The organism is Rhodococcus sp. 05-339-2 (genome assembly GCF_002258965.1).
In the GTDB taxonomy this organism is placed as follows: Bacteria; Actinomycetota; Actinomycetes; order Mycobacteriales; family Mycobacteriaceae; genus Rhodococcoides.
The window spans coordinates 24,477-39,793 of the sequence record NZ_NOYW01000005.1 but is presented as its reverse complement, the minus strand read 5'-3'; the positions used below and the strand labels follow the sequence as shown (position 1 = coordinate 39,793).

The window sequence follows — 15,317 nt, the reverse complement described above, 5'->3', positions numbered from 1 at the left end:
CTCACAGGTGCTGCCACCGGGGCTTGTTGGCATAGGCGTACCGGTAGTACTCCGCGAGTGCGAGCGACGACGCCGCGGCCTCGTCCAGCAGCACCGTTGCGTGCGGGTGCCATTGGATCGCCGACGCCGGGCAGTGCGCCGACAACGGTCCTTCCACGGCCGCCGCCACCGCGTCCGCTTTCGACTGCCCTGTTGCGATCAACAGCAGGTGACGCGCCTCGTCGATGGTGCCCAGCCCCTGGGTCAGTACGTGATGCGGCACGTCCTCGGGCGAATCGAAGAATCGGGCGTTGTCGACGCGAGTCTGTTCGGTCAGCGTCTTCACCCGTGTTCGAGATCTCAGCGACGATCCGGGCTCGTTGAAACCGATGTGCCCGTCTGTGCCGATTCCGAGTATCTGAACATCGATGCCGCCTGCGGCGGCGATCGCCGCGTCGTACCGCTGCGCCTCCACAGCTATGTCGTCCGCTTCGCCGTCGGGCGAGAACACCGCGGTGTCGTCCAGATCGACGTGGTCGACGAAGTTCTCGCGAATGAACGAGAAGTAGGACTGCTCTGCTGTTTTCGCCAGTCCGATGTACTCGTCGAGCAGGAAGGCGCGGCATCGCGCGAACGACAGGCCGTCGTCCCGATGCCGTCGCGCCAATTCGCGATATGTGCCCACCGGGGTGGACCCGGTTGCCAGTCCCAGTACAGGAGTGGAGCCGGCTCGTGCGACTCGTTCGACGACGTCGGCGGCTGTTCGGTCCACCGCGTCGGCCCCGTCGAGGATCACGACCTCCATCTAGCTGTCCTCTCCGATTGCAGTTCCGCCTCTGATCACCCGCAGTGGTTCGAAGGCCTCGTCGACCACCAATACGTCGGCTCGCATGCCTTGTTCGAGGTTACCGACGTCGGAGTCGAGACCGATCGACGCGGCAGGAGTCGACGACGCGGCCAGTACCGCCTCGACCAATGGCACGCCGGCGTTCAGCACGGCGCGGCGTAGCAGGTCCAGGACGGTTGCGGTCCCGCCCGCGATCGGAGCGGTCTCGCTGTCGGTGTCGCGGGACAACCGCGCTACCGAGTGTCGGACGGTCACATCCAATGGTCCGAGTCGATAGCGACCGTCCGACATTCCGGCCGCGGCCATCGCGTCGGAGACCAGCGCGATGTGTGCACCACCGACGAGATCGAACACCGCGCGGACGGTCTCGTCGGCGAGATGCACTCCGTCGCCTATCAATTCGAGCACCATCGCGTTGCGCGCCGCAGCGGCCAGACACTCGCTCACCGGGCCCGGCGCCCGATGATGCCAGGTAGGCATTCCGTTGAACAGGTGTGTGGCCGTGATCGGACCGTCCCCCAGCGACTCGATTCCGCGTCGGGTGGTGAGCGCATCGGCGTCCGTGTGGCCGATGCTGGGCAGTATCCCGTTCTCTCGCAACATCTCTGCGACGGCGGCGAAGCCGTCGATCTCGGGCGCAAGGGTCATCGACCGCACCGCGCCCCGGCCCGCGCTCAAAATGTCGCGGAGAAGTCCGGGATCGCCGCTGCGCAGCGACGCGGGGTCTTGCGCGCCGCAGCGGTCGACCGACAGGAACGGCCCCTCGAGATGGACCCCGGCGACATCACCGGTCTCGTACAGATCGGCCAAAAGCGATGTCTGCGTGATCAGCCGTTTCGGCGGTGCCGACACCAGTGAGGCGAGCATCGTCGTGGTCCCGCGGGAGCGATGATGCCGTACCGCCGTCATGAGATCGACGGCAGGTGAATCCGGGAAAGAGGCCCCCGCCCCGCCGTGGCAGTGCAGATCGACCAAACCAGGGAGGATCGTCGAATCCGTCTGCGGTACAGCCTGACCGGGCCATGCCGATGCCGGTCCGACCCACGAGATCCGGTCTCCCGTCCACGCGACGACGCCGTCCTCGATCACCTGGTCGCGCGTGACGACCCGCCCGCGGTGAGTGGTCGTGGTGGATGCGGTCATGCCCGATCGGGTTCGAGCACTGCGTCGTCCTCACGTCCGGGGGTGCGCAGGTTCCATTTCTTGATGACGAAGCTGAACAAGAAGTAGTAGATCACCGCGTACACCAGGCCGATCGGGATGAGCAGCCACGCTTTGGTTGCGATTCCGTAGTTGAGCAGATAGTCGATGCCGCCGGCGGAGAAGAAGAAACCGTCGTGGATCCCGAGGGCATTGCACAGGGCCATCGACGTTCCGGTCAACACCGCATGGATGATGTAGAGCGGCCAGGCGACGAACATGAACGAGTATTCGAGCGGCTCGGTGATACCGGTGACGAACGCAGTCAGGCCCGTGGACAACATGATTCCGCCGACGAGCTTCTTCTGTGACGGCTTCGCGTTGCGATAGATCGCGAATGCCGCAGCGGGAAGAGCGAACATCATGATCGGGAAGAATCCGGTCATGAACACTCCCGCGGACGGGTCACCGGCGAAGAACCGATTCAGATCGCCGCGGACCAGTTGACCACCTGCATCCTGGTAGTCCCCCACCAGAAACCAGACGACGGAGTTCAGAATGTGGTGCAGCCCAGTGGGAATGAGCATGCGATTGGCGAAGCCGTAGATGCCGCTGCCCACCACACTGTGGTCGGCGACGGTGTTGCCCACCCACTGGAGTGCACTGTAGAAGAGCGGATAGACGAACGACATGATCACGGCGACAACGAGACCGGTGATTGCCGTCATGATCGGTACCAGACGACGGCCACTGAAGAAGCCGAGATAGTCCGGCAGCTTCTGGCGATAGAAACGCTGCCAGAGAATCGCCGAGAGCAATCCGATGACGATGCCTGCCAGGACGCCGTAGTCGATCACGGCGGGGTCACCGTTGGCGTCGACCTCTCCGTCGAGCACGACCGGCGACATGGCCGTGAAGACTCCGTTCATCACCATGTAGCCGACCACAGCTGCGAGCGCGGTCGAACCGTCGGACTTCTTGGCCCAGCCGATGGCGATACCGACTGCGAAGATGAGGGGAAGCCAGGTGAACACTGCCTGACCTGCAGCGGAGATGACCGCGGCGGTGGTCTCCAGTGCGCTGAATCGACCCAGCAGGTCGTCCTGCCCGAGTCTCAGGAGAATTCCGGCGGCGGGCAGAACAGCGATCGGGAGCATGAGGCTGCGACCGAAGCGCTGCAGCCCGGCCAATGATCGAGATTCCTTCTTCGGCTCGGTGTCGACCGAGTCAGTCTTCTTCGGGGTCATGGCGACCTTCTCTTCGAGGGCTGGTCCTTCGGGGGCTTTTCGCTGTTGTGACCGGGTGCCATCAGGGGTACTGTCCGGTCATTACCAGTTGTAGTTTGGCCAGGTGGCAAGCACATGTCAACCCGGACATGTGATCCACCCGACAGATGTACGCCCACAGAAAGCGAGAACCCACATGTCCAAAGCGGACGCGATCGTCGAAGGCCTCGGCGGTGCCGACAACATCGTCGAGATCGAAGCGTGCATCACCCGGCTGCGCACCGAGGTCAAGGATGGGTCGTTGGTGAACGAGGCAGCACTCAAAGCAGCAGGTGCCCACGGCGTCTTCCACAAGGGAACCGCAGTTCAGGTCATCGTCGGCCCCGAAGCGGACACGCTCGCAGAAGACATCGGCGACATCCTGTGAGCGACGCCGGTGCGATCCTCAGCCCTGTTGCCGGCCAGGTGATTTCGCTTGCAGACGTGCCGGACCCGGTGTTCTCGGCGCAGATGGTCGGCTCCGGTGTCGCACTGCGCCCGGCACCCGACGACGGGGCGGTCGAGGTTCGTTCACCGGTCGCGGGCACGATCCTCAAACTCCATCCACACGCATTCGTCGTCTTCACCGAGAACAAGGCGGGCGTATTGGTGCACATCGGTATCGACACCGTGAAGATGAAGGGCGCAGGCTTCGAACTCTTCGCAGCAGAGGGTGATCGAGTCGAGGCCGGCGATCTCGTCGTCACCTACGATCCGGCGGCGATCGCGGCGGCAGGCTACTCGGATGTCGTTCCCGTGGTTCTGATGGACTCGAAGCCGGATTCGGTGACGAGTGCCAGCATCGACAACACCGTGGCGGTGGGCGACCTGTTGTTCGAGCTGCCCTGATCTCACCGACGCTGCGAGGTGCGTCGCCCGCCTTCGACTTCCATCGACAGTTGATACCGATCGCAGCGGTACCAACTCTCGGTGTGTTCGAGCGGCTCGTCTCCGCTGAAGGAGACACGGTCGAAGTACAGCACGGGGGCACCGCGCTTGGTGCCGAGCAGGGTGGCGGTATCACTGTCGGCCGCAGTGGCTTTGACGGTCTGCTCGGCCCGGTCGATGGTCAACCCGTAGTGAATCTGAACGGCCTCGTACACGGACTTGCTCAGGTCGTGTTCGATCAGGCCGGGGAGCAGGGAAGCCCGGTACCACGCGTCGTCGACGCTGACCGGTTCGGCATCGGCCAACCGAAGACGCTTGACGTGGTAGGTCTGTTCTTCGTCGGCCAGTCCGAGAGCGCGAGTCGTTGCCGCCGAGGGGCTTTCGAGCCGCGCGAACAGCACCACCGTCGTCGGCGTCAATCCTTGCGCCCGCATCTCCTCCGAGAACGACGCCAGGTGCAAACGAGACTGCACGGTGCGACTGGCCACGAACGTGCCCTTGCCACGGACCCGCACCAGGTGTCCGTCGTTGACGAGTTGACCGATGGCCTCGCGAACGGTGATGCGGCTGACGCCGTAGTCCTCCATCAGCTTTCGCTCGCTGGGCATGAGATCGCCGGGTTGCAACTCCTTCGTGCAACGGTGCAACAGAATTGCGCGAAGCTGTTCGTGCTTGGGGACCTGACTGTCCCTCAGATGTACGGGCATCACCACTGCGCAGGCCTTTCCGTCACTCGCCGAACCAGCGGTACGGACTGGTCCGGTCCAACCAAGAGACTACGTCACATCGACGGTGCCCCGACAGCATTCGACCACCGACCCCTGGTGGCGACTCGGCTCGACGGGAAACGACGCGACAGGCGACGGCCCACAGTGCATCATCGTCAGTCGTGACCACCGCCGACGCTGCCGACAGACCGACGCCACTCTCCACCCCCGTCAGCGCTGGAATCGTGGCCTCATTGGTCGGCTTCACCAGCTCGTTCGCCGTTGTACTGACGGGCCTGCGGGCGGTAGGTGCCAGCCCGACCGAGGCGGCCTCCGGTTTGCTGGCACTGTGCGTCACCCAGGCCGTGGGAATGATGTGGCTCGCGCGCAGATACAGACAGCCCATCACTCTGGCGTGGTCGACACCGGGCGCGGCACTGCTCGCCGGAACCGGCATGGTGGTCGGAGGGTGGCCCGCGGCGGTGGGTGCGTTCGTCACCGTCGGAGTACTGATCGTCCTGACGGGCCTGTGGCCGAGACTCGGCGCACTCGTGTCGACAATTCCGGTGCCACTTGCGCAGGCGATGCTGGCCGGAGTTCTCCTTCCTCTCTGCGCGGCACCGGTGGTCGCCTTCGCCGACTCTCCCGCCCAGGTGGCTCCGGTGGTCCTGGTCTGGCTCGTGGTCCTGCGGTTCAGTGCACGTTGGGCAGTTCCGGCAGCATTCGCCGCGGCGGCGGTGGTGATCTCGGCCGGTCTGGTCGGCGGCGGCACTCCGATCGCGCCGAACGATCTGGTCCCCCGAATCGACTGGACGGTTCCGCACTGGAGCTGGCAGGCCACAATAGGTATCGCGGTGCCGCTGTACATCGTCACGATGGCGTCCCAGAACATCCCCGGCGTCACGGTCATGGCGTCGTTCGGGTTCCGCATTCCCTGGCGTGCGTCGATGGCCGTCACCGGAACCGGAACCGTCCTGGGCGCATTCGCCGGCGGTCACACGATCAACCTCGCCGCGATCAGCGCTGCGCTGTCGGCGAATCCCAGTGCCCATCCGGACCCGAAGCGGCGATGGATCGCCGCCTTCTCGGCCGGATCGTCCTACCTGGTGCTGGCGCTTCTCTCCACCGCCCTGGCCACCCTGGTCGCTGCCGCTCCCGCAGGTGTGGTGGAAACAGTTGCCGGGCTTGCCCTGTTGGGGACCCTCGCGGCGTCGTTGTTCGGCGCGCTGGAACATGCAGCGGACAGAGAGGCAACGGTTCTGACATTCCTCGTCGCTGCGTCCGGCCTGACATTCGCAGGGATCGGCTCCGCATTCTGGGCCTTGGTCGTCGGTCTGATGGTCCGAGCGATCCTGCGTCGGCAATCCCCGGCGACGCCCGCTACCGACGCCACTGGTTAGGGTCACGTTCATGACCGATCGAGTGAGCCCCGCGTCGGACTTGTCGCACGCATCGGATTTTCCGGCACTGTGGCCGGTGACGACGAGATGGGACGACAACGACCACTACGGCCACGTCAACAACGTCACCTACTACGCCTATTTCGACACCGCCGTCAACGGTTGGCTGATGGAGACGACCGGTCTCGATATCAGGACACTGCCTGCGATCGGTGTCGTTGCCGAAACCTCGTGCCGATACGTGTCCGAGTTGAGCTTTCCGGATCGCCTTCAGGTGGGCCTGGCAGTCGAGAAGCTGGGCACCCGCAGCATCGTGTACTCGCTCGGGTTGTTCCGCGAAGCCGACGACGATGCGTTGGAGCTGGCGGCCAGGGGTCGATTCGTACACGTGTACGTCGATGGGGTCACCCGTAGGCCGGTGGCGATTCCTCCCGAAATCGAGACTGCAGCTCGCACTTTGGTGATCGGGACGGCGTCGGCCTGACCGACTACAGCCCGATCTCGTCGGCCGTACGCAGAGCCCTGCTGACGATGTCGTCGATGAGCGTCGTGGTCGGCCCGCCTGCCACCGCCCGGTTTCGCGAGTCTGCTTCCATCCGGCGCATGACACCTTCGGCGATGATCGAGAGCTTCCACAGCGCCAGTACCTGCCAGAATCCGACATCGGAGACGTCGCGGCCGGTGTGCTGTGCATACGACTCGACGAGTTCGGCCCGAGTAGGAAAGCCCGGCAGAGTCGACGCCATGAAGGGACCGGCGACCCCGTCGTCGGCTTGCGGCCAATAGGCCAGAAGTCCTCCGAGGTCCGCCAAGGGGTCTCCGAGTGTGCACAGCTCCCAGTCGACAACCGCGGCGACACGGCCGTCGTCGCGGGCCGTGATGACGTTGCTGAGGTGGAAGTCTCCGTGCACCAGAGTCACCTCGTGCTGCGATGGAATGCCGGCTGCCAATCGCGTTGCCAGCGAATCGATACCGGGTACGTCGCGAGTGCGCGAGGATTGCCATTGCTTGGTCCACCGGGCCAGTTGGCGAGCAGCGTACGGCTTGTGACTGGCCAGATCGGCCAGACCCGAGGAGTCCAGATCCACGCGATGGATGTCGGACAGCGCGACCGTGAGGCCGAGCCCAACTCGGCGCCTGTGATCGGGGTCGAGTCCTTCGGCTACCGCCACCGAGTCGACGACGATGCCATCGACGAAACTCATCAGCACGAGTGGGACCTCGGACACCGACGAATCCTCGGTCATCGCAATCATTTTCGGAACCGGAACCGCCGTGTTCTGCAGGCCCGACAGAATTCGATGCTCACGCACCACATCGTGTGCGGACGCCAACAGTTTCCCCAGTGGTGGACGCCGAAGCACCCAGCGACTGCCGCCGGCATCACGAACCGCGTAGGTGAGATTGGACTGACCGTTACCGATCCGATGGAAGGTGAGAGGCGAGGTTGCGCCGATTCCCAATCCTGCGATCCAGGTCGATACCGCGTCTTCGTCCAGTCCCACCGCACCCATACAGAACCCTCACTTCGCCGCGCGACACCGTTGTCGACTGCCGTCATCGGAATTCGACCGATAGTAGCGAAGCTGAACCCGCTCGGGTGCCGAGGCACCGAGCGGGGCCGATCAACTTGCGCGCTCGAACGCGGAGATCAGCGCTGGAGTCGCGATCGCCGGAGCCGGAGCGGCTACCTCGTTGCGCTTGACGGCAATTTCGTCCACTTCACCGACCAACAGGGCAACCATCGTCTCCGGCTCGGAGGCCCAGACGGAGGAGATGTTCCGCACTTCGGCAGGTGCGAACAGTCCGCTGGTTGCCAGAGCGTCGATCCATTCGGCGACGGCGTCGGCCGTGGGATCGGGCACGGTCGATCGGTCGAGCGAGTCCGCTTGGAACTCGTTGCAAAAGAACGCGCGGACCATAGCGAGCTGTCCCTGAGACATTGCGGTCATGTTCTTCTCCCTCGAGTTGTCGGCGTCCGTAGGTGTCGAATACCCGATTCCAACGGGTTGTGACGGGTACCACGGTCCGTTTCCAGATCGTTATCGATTTGGCTGTAACGGTCGATTGCGGGTTTCCGATGCGGCTGAAACTACGCCCTTTTGGTCGGTCTCGCCCAGGGTGAACTGGACTCTGTGACTATCGTCACACACTTGGACCCATCCAATCAACGTCTTGCAACGAAGTCATAGTTTGGTTTACGAAATGCTGTGACAGGAAACAAGTAATCGACAAAACGCCAGGTCGGAGGGCATTCACACCATTCGGACCGACGTCCGACTGCAGCAACTCGAACTCAGCATGCCTCCGCTACACGAGCTGCAAGAAGGCACGCAGTTCTGTATCGGCCCAGTTTTCGATCTCTTGCCCCGACTTGTGGCCGATTTGCCGACATGCAGAATTTGACGAAGTGAGCATCCTGCCGCTCACTTTTCGATACCCCTCAGGCCGCTGCGTGATCGAAACGTTATTACGAAAACAATCAGCTCGTTCCCAACTTCCTCACATCCGATGTTCAGCCGAGTCGGGCACCGTGGCCGCATGCCAACACCGAGCCTCGGTTCCGGACCGATCCAAGCGTCCCGTCACGCCGAAACCGACGCCGAGACGCCCGCGGTGCCGTCCAGTGCCCCCACCCGTCCGCGGCGGCGCGCCGTGGTCGCTCGCTCGGCCGTGTCCGCTGCCTCTGCCGTCCTGTTGCTGTTGATCCTGATGTGGGCACCGCAGGTCGCACCCTCGACGTCCGTCGAATCGACCCCTGCCACGGCACTGGCCACTCACGTACTCGATGCGATCGATGTGACCGCGGTGTTGATCGCCGTCGCCGCACTCGCCGTCGTGGCGCTGATACGAAAGCTGCCGTTCGGGATCGGGGTGGTGATCGCCTGCACCATCGGTGCCGTCGTCAGCAGTGCGCTCGCTCGCGAGGTCCTGGGAGCGTCGATGCCGTCGGCAGATCTTCCGAACGGTCAACTCGTCGCGGTGGCCTCTCTACTCGGAGCAGCGTCCATGGTGGCGTCCGCAGCGTGGCGGCCCGTGGTCCTCGGCCTGGGCACCGTCGCAACGCTCGCGGTCGCGGCGGCTGCCCTTTTCGTCGGTTCCGCGTCCGTGACCGGGATCGTGAGCGCAGCGTCGATCGTGTTCGTGTGGTGGCCGGCGTGCTCGATCGTCATGCTCTACTCGCCCGTCGCAGCTGCCCGCGAAGCTCGCAACCCGCTCGACACGGCCGCTCTGGCCGTTCAACGCAAAATGGGGCGCTCCCGTTGACGAACAACCGGAAGCGCCCCATCTGACTGCTGACTGCTCGTGACTAGAGGGCCTTGAGCTCCTCGGTCACCTCGGACACCGACTTCTTCGCGTCACCGAACAGCATCGAGGTGCCCTCGGCGAAGAACAACGGGTTCTCGATGCCGGCGAACCCGGACGACATCGACCGCTTCAGAACGATGACCGACTTCGACTGATCGACGTTCAGGATCGGCATCCCGTGAATCGGGCTCGACGGATCGTTGCGCGCCGCCGGGTTGGTCACGTCGTTCGCACCGATGACCAGCGTGACGTCGGTACGGGAGAATTCGTCGTTGATGTCGTCCATTTCCTTCATCGCGTCGTACGCGACATCGGCCTCGGCGAGCAGCACGTTCATGTGCCCGGGCATGCGACCGGCCACGGGGTGAATGGCGTACTTGACCTCGACGCCCTTCGACTCCAGTAGCTTGGCCATGTCCTTGACCGCATGCTGCGCCTGCGCAACCGCGAGTCCGTATCCGGGTACGACGATGACCTGGTTGGCGTAGGCCATCTGGATCGCCGCATCCGCCGCGGACGTGGCCTTCGCGGTTCCGCCGCCTGCACCCGCAGGCCCGGCAGCCGCGTCGCCGCCACCGAATCCGCCGGCGACGATGGCCGGGATGGAACGGTTCATGGCCTTGGCCATGAGGTTGGTCAGAATCGTGCCGGACGCGCCGACGATCATGCCTGCGACGATCATCGCTGTGTTGTTGAGCGCCAGACCTGCCGCCGCAGCGGACAGACCGGTCAGAGCGTTGAGCAACGAAATGACGACCGGCATGTCCGCGCCGCCGATGGGCAGCACGACCGTCAGACCCAGAATTCCGGCGAGTACGAGAACCGCGACGATCCACCACTGCGACACCCCGCCGCCCGGAGTGGCGTTGATTCCGATGACCACCGCAGCCGCCACGGCACCGATCAGCAGCAGAGCGTTGAGCGGCTGCTGCAACTTACCGATGGTGATGGGCGAACCGGGCAGGGTCTCCTGCAGCTTGAGGAACGCGATCAGCGATCCCCAGAACGAGATCGACCCGATGATCGCCGCGAACAGCGACCCGATGACGATGTGGACCGTCGGAGATTCACCGTGCTTGAAGTTCGAGAATCCCGATGTGTCGAGGAACTCGGCCCAGGCGATCAGTGCAACCGTTCCACCGCCGACGCCGTTGAACAGAGCCACCAACTGCGGCATTGCCGTCATCTTGACCCGACGCGCGGGAGGGATACCGAGAGCGACGCCGACGACCAGGCCGACGACGATGAGAATCCAGTTGCCGGTGTCTCGGATGGAGATGAGGGTCGCCACCACTGCGATGAACATGCCGACGGCTGCGATCTGATTGCCGCGGACAGCGGTCTTCGGGCCCGTCAGACCCATCAGACCGTAGATGAACATCGCGAACGCGACGATGTAGAGGATGTTGACGAGATTGTCCATCAGGAGTCAGCGCCCTTCTCGGCCTTGGCAGGGACAGGCTTGGACTTGAACATGCCGAGCATGCGGTCGGTGACGACGAATCCACCGATCACGTTGACCGTTCCGAAGACCAGCGCCACGAACAGGATCACCTGCAATCCGATGGACGGATCGTCAACCTTGCCCAGGACGACCAACGCGCCGAGCACGACGATGCCGTGGATGGCATTGGTGCCCGACATCAACGGGGTGTGCAAGGTGTTGGGCACCTTGGAGATCACCGCGAAGCCGACGAACCCGGACAACACCAGGATCGCTATGTTCGCGAGCAGCGGGGTGTACATCAGTTCTCCTTCTCACGTGTCACGCAGGCACCGGCGAGAACCTCGTCCGAGAAGTCGGGGGCGAGCTTGCCGTCGACCAGCATGAGTTCGAGCAATGCCGAGATGTTCTTCGAGTACAGCTCGCTGGCATGCTCGGGCATCGAGGCAGGCAGGTTCAACGGCGAGCAGATGGTCACGTCGTGCTTGACGACGGTCTCTCCGGGCTCGGTGAGTTCACAGTTGCCGCCGGTCTCACCGGCGAGGTCGACCACGACGCTGCCGGGCTTCATGCCCTCGACGGCTGCGGCCGTGACCAGTCGCGGGGCGGGGCGTCCGGGCACCAAAGCGGTGGTGATGACCACGTCGAATCCCTTGATGGCCTCCTCGAGAGCCTTCTGCTGTTGCACCCGCTCGTCCTCGGTCAGCTCACGCGCGTACCCGCCCTCACCTGCGGCGTCGATCCCGAGATCGAGCCATTGCGCCCCGACGGAGCGAACCTGGTCCGCCACCTCCGGGCGCACGTCGTACCCGGTGGGCCGGCCGCCGAGACGCTTCGCGGTAGCAAGCGCCTGCAGACCTGCCACGCCCACACCCAGCACCAGCACGGTGGCGGGCTTGACGGTGCCCGCGGCAGTGGTGAGCATCGGGAAAAATCGGGTGGACTCGGACGCGGCCAGCAGGACGGCCTTGTAGCCGGCGACATTGGCCTGAGACGACAGTGCGTCCATCACCTGCGCCCGCGAGATCCGCGGGATCGCTTCGACGGCGAAGGCCTGCACTCCGGCCGCCTTCAACGCCCCGATGCTGTTCTCCGCGTTGCGCGGTGCCAGAAATCCGATGAGCGTCGAACCCGACGACAGCTTGGCGATCTCGGCGTCGGACGGCGGCGCGACCTTCACCACGACGTCCGCCGACCATGGATCACCGATGGTCGCTCCGGCGGCGACGTACAGCTCGTCGGGAATCAGAGCGCCCAGACCGGCACCCGATTCGACGACGATCTCGACGCCCTTACCCGTCAGGGAGGCAACGATCTTGGGCACCAGGGCGACGCGACGTTCGCCCTCCCCCGATTCCCGAACCACACCGACAACGGTCGTGGTTCCCGAACCCTTCTCAGTGCTCTGCGATGTATCCAAATCTCCGTCTTCCTGCGTTGAATGGTGTCCACTCATCGGCCAACGGCCCCGAGCTTGCGACGAGTGGACGAACCCATGCGACAAAGGCACAAGGTCCCTGATAGTAGCCAGAGGAAACAGACCACGGGTAACTCGGAACACAGTCCGATTCGTTCTGAATCGAGTCCGTTCGGCATTCCGCAGTTACAGGGCGGGCAATTGTGATGCACGCCATACAGGTCTATCGGTGATGATCGGACCCTACAGTGACAACCGTGGAATCTTGCATCTTCTGTGCCATCGTCGCCGGCGACGCCCCCGCACACCGTGTGTTCGAGAACGACCACGCGATGGCCTTTCTCGACATCCGGCCGGTCAGTCGCGGACACCTGCTCGTCGTCCCGCGCGAGCACGCCACCGATCTGAACTCGACCCATCCGGACGCGGCCGCCGACGTATTTCGCGTCGGTCACACGCTGGCGCGCGCGGTGCGCCACTCGGATCTGCGCGCAGACGGAGCCAACCTCGTGATCAACGACGGCAAGGCCGCGTTTCAGACGGTTTTCCACCTGCACTTGCACGTGGTGCCTCGCTGGCATCGGGACCGGCTGCGGTTCGCTACCGGGTTCGTGACGCGCCGCCTGCGTGAGCCCGAGCATGTCGCGGACGCCGTTCGCGTCGGGCTGGCCCGGCTGAATGGCGAATCGACGGCGTGAGACTGTTCCTGTCGTCGTATCGATTCGGGGGCCACTCCGCTGCTTTCGTCGAGCTGACCGGGCCGCCGTCCGATCTCGCGGTGATCGCGAACGCGTCGGACGCGTGGCCCGCCGCCGCTCGCGAGTCCTCGCTTCGCAGTGAGTTCGGTCCGCTGCGCGCTCTCGGGTATCGGCCGGCGGAGCTGGATCTGCGCGAGTACGTGGGTCGGCCCGCGGCATTCGAGCGCGCGCTCGAAGGATTCGGTGCGGTGTGGGTGCGCGGGGGCAACACCTTCGTCCTGCGCGCTCAGCTCGCCCGCTCGGGTGCGGACGAGGTTCTGGCCGACCGAGTTCGGCGAGGATCGATCGCGTACGGCGGATACAGTGCGGGTGCCTGTGTGGCCGCACCGTCGTTGATCGGAGTCGAGGACGCGGACGACCCGGGCGAGGTTCGGCACACCACCGGTGTCGATCCGGTGTGGACCGGGTTGGGTCTGGTGGATTTCTCCATTGTCCCGCACCTGAATTCCGTTCTCGACGAGCAGAATTCGGGGCATGCGACGGTGCAGCGCCTTCGCCGGGCCGGCATGGACTGTCACGGGTTGACCGACGACCAGGCCATCGTCGTCGACGCGTCGGGGACGCGTGTGCTCGGTAGTTGACCGTCGGTCAGCCCAGGCGGGCAAGTGGAGCGAGTCGATCCAGCGAGGACCACGCCAGCGAGCACCGCCTTGCGGTCATTTCGTCCGCGTCGAGCACCAGCATGTCGAACAACTGCCGAGGGGCCTGATGCCACGAGTGGGCAATCTGCGCGATGGTGGCTCGATCGAACAATCCGGACTGGGTCAACGCCTGAACCCATTCGTCGACCTCGCCTCGGTGAATGCGCTCGATGGTGTCGTATTCGATTCCGCCCCCGAGGAATTCGTACGAGAACATCGCGGCCACGTAGTTCCAGGAGTCACTTCCGGGATCGATCATGGTGCAGCCTCCTTGTCGACTCGCACCACATGGGGTGCGAGATTCGCTGCGCTGGACGCTAGCGTGGCGAACTACAAATTTGCGTGTCGACGACGCATCGATCTGGTAACGCCTGAGGCTGGTGTTACTGATGTGACTCACTTCCGGAAAAGGCTCACCCACCTCGAACAGGGTGGGTAAAGTCCGCATTCGTGGGCACCCGAGCCGTTGCAGCGTCGATCGCAGCGATCGCGTGAGGGCTGGTGGGATGCTCGAACACGCCGGGAACCGAGGCCGATCCGAATTCGCCCGAGACGGCCGAACAGCCCGTCACCGAAGAACTCTTCGTCGGCGAATGCGGGTCGATGGACAACACGGAAGTGCAGAGACTCACGGCCGTATCCGACCTGACGGTGGTGTCCGAGAATGCCGTTCGGTGTCGATGGGAATCCGCGACCGGCGCGTACGCGATGTTCACCTGGTATCGCGGCAGCCCCATCGACCGAGAGAGATCCGTGGCCGCAGCCGTCGGCCGCACCATCGAGCGCATCGATGTGGACGGTCACCCGGGATTCACCGCCGCGGCGTCGGGAGCGTCGTGCGAGGCCGGGGTCGAGAACGGGGACGGCTTCGTACACTGGTCCGTCAACTACGTGATCGACGGGCCTCGCGATTCCTGCGACGTCGTCGAGGATCTGGCACGAACCACGATGTCGAAGGCGAAGTAGCCCGATGAGGACGTTCCCCTCCACCGAGTCCAACCGTCGCGTCCTCGCCGCTGTCCTCGTCACTGCGGCCGTCGGTACCGGATGCACCACCACCGTGGCCGGTACGGCGGTACCTGCTCGATCGGCCGACAGCGGAGAGTTCGACAAGCTGCTCGAGGAGTGCATCGCCGTCCCGGATCCCACCATCGCCGACACAGTGGGTGCCGACCTCGTCGATCAGTACTTCTACGGTGCAGTGTGCATGTGGACGGGCATCGGTGCCGCCGGGCTCATCGACGTGACCTTCGCCTGGTTCGAGGACGATGCGCTCTCTCGCGAGCGAGAGCTGGCCGATCGGCTCGGCTACGCGACCGAGAACGTCCCTGTTGCCGGCACCACGGCATTCCTGTCACGACGACCGGCCGACCCGTCGTCATGCGGAATCAGCGCGGCGTATTCGGGCGTCATCACCTGGTGGGTGCAATACCGAGGCACCAGTCCGATCGACCCGTGCGCCGCCGCCACCGAGCTCGCTGAATCGACGCTTCGACGCAACCAGTGACCGCGCGTCACCCGA

At 64.4% G+C, this 15,317-nt stretch carries 19 protein-coding genes; 9 read left to right on the top strand and 10 right to left on the bottom strand.

The annotated features are described in order from the left end of the window. Position 1 precedes the first annotated feature (1 nt). Genes nagB through CH273_RS04820 form a run of 3 tightly spaced genes read right to left on the bottom strand, consistent with a single transcriptional unit; the run spans position 2 to position 3,213 of the window. The gene (nagB, locus tag CH273_RS04830; RefSeq protein WP_032393493.1) at positions 2 to 784 is read right to left on the bottom strand and encodes a glucosamine-6-phosphate deaminase; all 783 of its coding nucleotides are present in this window, start codon (positions 782 to 784) and stop codon (positions 2 to 4) included. After that, entirely contained in the window at positions 785 to 1,969 is a 1,185-nt protein-coding gene (locus CH273_RS04825; protein WP_032393492.1) for an N-acetylglucosamine-6-phosphate deacetylase, read from the bottom strand. Continuing rightward, positions 1,966 to 3,213 (bottom strand): PTS transporter subunit EIIC, encoded by a 1,248-nt coding sequence (locus CH273_RS04820; RefSeq protein ID WP_045194431.1) that lies wholly within the window; start codon positions 3,211 to 3,213, stop codon positions 1,966 to 1,968. Before CH273_RS04820 ends, CH273_RS04825 begins: the two co-directional genes overlap by 4 nt. Before the next feature lie 175 nt (positions 3,214 to 3,388). Between CH273_RS04820 and CH273_RS04815 the strand changes: the two genes are divergently transcribed. After that, positions 3,389 to 3,619, top strand: coding sequence for a glucose PTS transporter subunit EIIB (locus tag CH273_RS04815; RefSeq protein ID WP_032393491.1), 231 nt, complete (start codon positions 3,389 to 3,391; stop codon positions 3,617 to 3,619). Continuing rightward, the gene (locus tag CH273_RS04810; protein ID WP_032393490.1) at positions 3,616 to 4,080 is read left to right on the top strand and encodes a PTS sugar transporter subunit IIA; all 465 of its coding nucleotides are present in this window, start codon (positions 3,616 to 3,618) and stop codon (positions 4,078 to 4,080) included. Before CH273_RS04815 ends, CH273_RS04810 begins: the two co-directional genes overlap by 4 nt. A gap of 2 nt (positions 4,081 to 4,082) precedes the next feature. On the opposite strand, the gene CH273_RS04805 is transcribed toward CH273_RS04810, so the two are convergent. After that, positions 4,083 to 4,829 carry a GntR family transcriptional regulator gene (locus CH273_RS04805; RefSeq protein WP_032393533.1) on the bottom strand — a complete coding sequence of 249 codons (747 nt, stop codon included), beginning with the start codon at positions 4,827 to 4,829 and terminating at the stop codon, positions 4,083 to 4,085. A 179-nt stretch (positions 4,830 to 5,008) separates the two neighbouring features. Between CH273_RS04805 and CH273_RS04800 the strand changes: the two genes are divergently transcribed. Both CH273_RS04800 and CH273_RS04795 read left to right on the top strand, forming a co-directional pair. Then, the gene (locus CH273_RS04800; RefSeq protein WP_032393489.1) at positions 5,009 to 6,226 is read left to right on the top strand and encodes a benzoate/H(+) symporter BenE family transporter; all 1,218 of its coding nucleotides are present in this window, start codon (positions 5,009 to 5,011) and stop codon (positions 6,224 to 6,226) included. Positions 6,227 to 6,236: 10 nt separating this feature from the next. After that, positions 6,237 to 6,710 carry an acyl-CoA thioesterase gene (locus tag CH273_RS04795; protein WP_032393488.1) on the top strand — a complete coding sequence of 158 codons (474 nt, stop codon included), beginning with the start codon at positions 6,237 to 6,239 and terminating at the stop codon, positions 6,708 to 6,710. A gap of 4 nt (positions 6,711 to 6,714) precedes the next feature. On the opposite strand, the gene CH273_RS04790 is transcribed toward CH273_RS04795, so the two are convergent. Both CH273_RS04790 and CH273_RS04785 read right to left on the bottom strand, forming a co-directional pair. Continuing rightward, positions 6,715 to 7,740, bottom strand: coding sequence for a phosphotransferase family protein (locus CH273_RS04790; RefSeq protein WP_032393487.1), 1,026 nt, complete (start codon positions 7,738 to 7,740; stop codon positions 6,715 to 6,717). Positions 7,741 to 7,851: 111 nt separating this feature from the next. Continuing rightward, complete coding sequence (locus CH273_RS04785) at positions 7,852 to 8,178, bottom strand: hypothetical protein (protein WP_052049157.1); 327 nt, start codon at positions 8,176 to 8,178, stop codon at positions 7,852 to 7,854. Between the two features lie 589 nt (positions 8,179 to 8,767). On the opposite strand from CH273_RS04785, the gene CH273_RS04780 reads away from it, so the two are divergent. Further along, complete coding sequence (locus CH273_RS04780; RefSeq protein WP_052049156.1) at positions 8,768 to 9,493, top strand: hypothetical protein; 726 nt, start codon at positions 8,768 to 8,770, stop codon at positions 9,491 to 9,493. Between the two features lie 43 nt (positions 9,494 to 9,536). On the opposite strand, the gene CH273_RS04775 is transcribed toward CH273_RS04780, so the two are convergent. From CH273_RS04775 to CH273_RS04765, 3 genes are read right to left on the bottom strand one after another with little or no spacing between them, the layout of a single operon-like run. Continuing rightward, on the bottom strand, positions 9,537 to 10,958 hold the full coding sequence (locus tag CH273_RS04775; RefSeq protein WP_032393486.1) for an NAD(P)(+) transhydrogenase (Re/Si-specific) subunit beta: 1,422 nt from the start codon (positions 10,956 to 10,958) through the stop codon (positions 9,537 to 9,539). Next, complete coding sequence (locus CH273_RS04770; RefSeq protein WP_032393485.1) at positions 10,958 to 11,281, bottom strand: NAD(P) transhydrogenase subunit alpha part 2; 324 nt, start codon at positions 11,279 to 11,281, stop codon at positions 10,958 to 10,960. Before CH273_RS04770 ends, CH273_RS04775 begins: the two co-directional genes overlap by 1 nt. Beyond that, a complete protein-coding gene (locus tag CH273_RS04765) occupies positions 11,281 to 12,399 on the bottom strand; it encodes a Re/Si-specific NAD(P)(+) transhydrogenase subunit alpha (RefSeq protein WP_032393484.1) in 1,119 nt (372 codons plus the stop codon). The genes CH273_RS04770 and CH273_RS04765 overlap by 1 nt, the downstream gene beginning before the upstream one ends. A gap of 254 nt (positions 12,400 to 12,653) precedes the next feature. Between CH273_RS04765 and CH273_RS04760 the strand changes: the two genes are divergently transcribed. Continuing rightward, on the top strand, positions 12,654 to 13,094 hold the full coding sequence (locus CH273_RS04760) for an HIT family protein (RefSeq protein WP_032393483.1): 441 nt from the start codon (positions 12,654 to 12,656) through the stop codon (positions 13,092 to 13,094). Further along, positions 13,091 to 13,735: a Type 1 glutamine amidotransferase-like domain-containing protein gene (locus tag CH273_RS04755; protein WP_032393482.1), complete on the top strand. Its 645-nt coding sequence runs from the start codon at positions 13,091 to 13,093 to the stop codon at positions 13,733 to 13,735. Before CH273_RS04760 ends, CH273_RS04755 begins: the two co-directional genes overlap by 4 nt. A 7-nt stretch (positions 13,736 to 13,742) precedes the next feature. On the opposite strand, the gene CH273_RS04750 is transcribed toward CH273_RS04755, so the two are convergent. Then, complete coding sequence (locus CH273_RS04750) at positions 13,743 to 14,054, bottom strand: hypothetical protein (protein ID WP_032393481.1); 312 nt, start codon at positions 14,052 to 14,054, stop codon at positions 13,743 to 13,745. A gap of 242 nt (positions 14,055 to 14,296) precedes the next feature. Here CH273_RS04750 and CH273_RS04745 point away from each other — a divergent pair, with 242 nt between their 5' ends. Continuing rightward, a complete protein-coding gene (locus CH273_RS04745) occupies positions 14,297 to 14,761 on the top strand; it encodes a DUF3558 domain-containing protein (RefSeq protein ID WP_230596584.1) in 465 nt (154 codons plus the stop codon). 4 nt (positions 14,762 to 14,765) lie between these two features. Further along, complete coding sequence (locus tag CH273_RS04740; RefSeq protein ID WP_032393480.1) at positions 14,766 to 15,302, top strand: DUF3558 domain-containing protein; 537 nt, start codon at positions 14,766 to 14,768, stop codon at positions 15,300 to 15,302. The last annotated feature ends 15 nt before the right edge of the window (positions 15,303 to 15,317 follow it).

Coding starts and splice junctions, on each gene's coding strand:
- nagB (WP_032393493.1), bottom strand. CDS start 784: ATGGAGGTCGTGATCCTCGACGGGGCCGACGCGGTGGACCGAACAGCC.
- CH273_RS04825 (WP_032393492.1), bottom strand. CDS start 1,969: ATGACCGCATCCACCACGACCACTCACCGCGGGCGGGTCGTCACGCGC.
- CH273_RS04820 (WP_045194431.1), bottom strand. CDS start 3,213: ATGACCCCGAAGAAGACTGACTCGGTCGACACCGAGCCGAAGAAGGAA.
- CH273_RS04815 (WP_032393491.1), top strand. CDS start 3,389: ATGTCCAAAGCGGACGCGATCGTCGAAGGCCTCGGCGGTGCCGACAAC.
- CH273_RS04795 (WP_032393488.1), top strand. CDS start 6,237: ATGACCGATCGAGTGAGCCCCGCGTCGGACTTGTCGCACGCATCGGAT.
- CH273_RS04790 (WP_032393487.1), bottom strand. CDS start 7,740: ATGGGTGCGGTGGGACTGGACGAAGACGCGGTATCGACCTGGATCGCA.
- CH273_RS04785 (WP_052049157.1), bottom strand. CDS start 8,178: ATGACCGCAATGTCTCAGGGACAGCTCGCTATGGTCCGCGCGTTCTTT.
- CH273_RS04780 (WP_052049156.1), top strand. CDS start 8,768: ATGCCAACACCGAGCCTCGGTTCCGGACCGATCCAAGCGTCCCGTCAC.
- CH273_RS04775 (WP_032393486.1), bottom strand. CDS start 10,958: ATGGACAATCTCGTCAACATCCTCTACATCGTCGCGTTCGCGATGTTC.
- CH273_RS04770 (WP_032393485.1), bottom strand. CDS start 11,281: ATGTACACCCCGCTGCTCGCGAACATAGCGATCCTGGTGTTGTCCGGG.
- CH273_RS04750 (WP_032393481.1), bottom strand. CDS start 14,054: ATGATCGATCCCGGAAGTGACTCCTGGAACTACGTGGCCGCGATGTTC.
- CH273_RS04740 (WP_032393480.1), top strand. CDS start 14,766: ATGAGGACGTTCCCCTCCACCGAGTCCAACCGTCGCGTCCTCGCCGCT.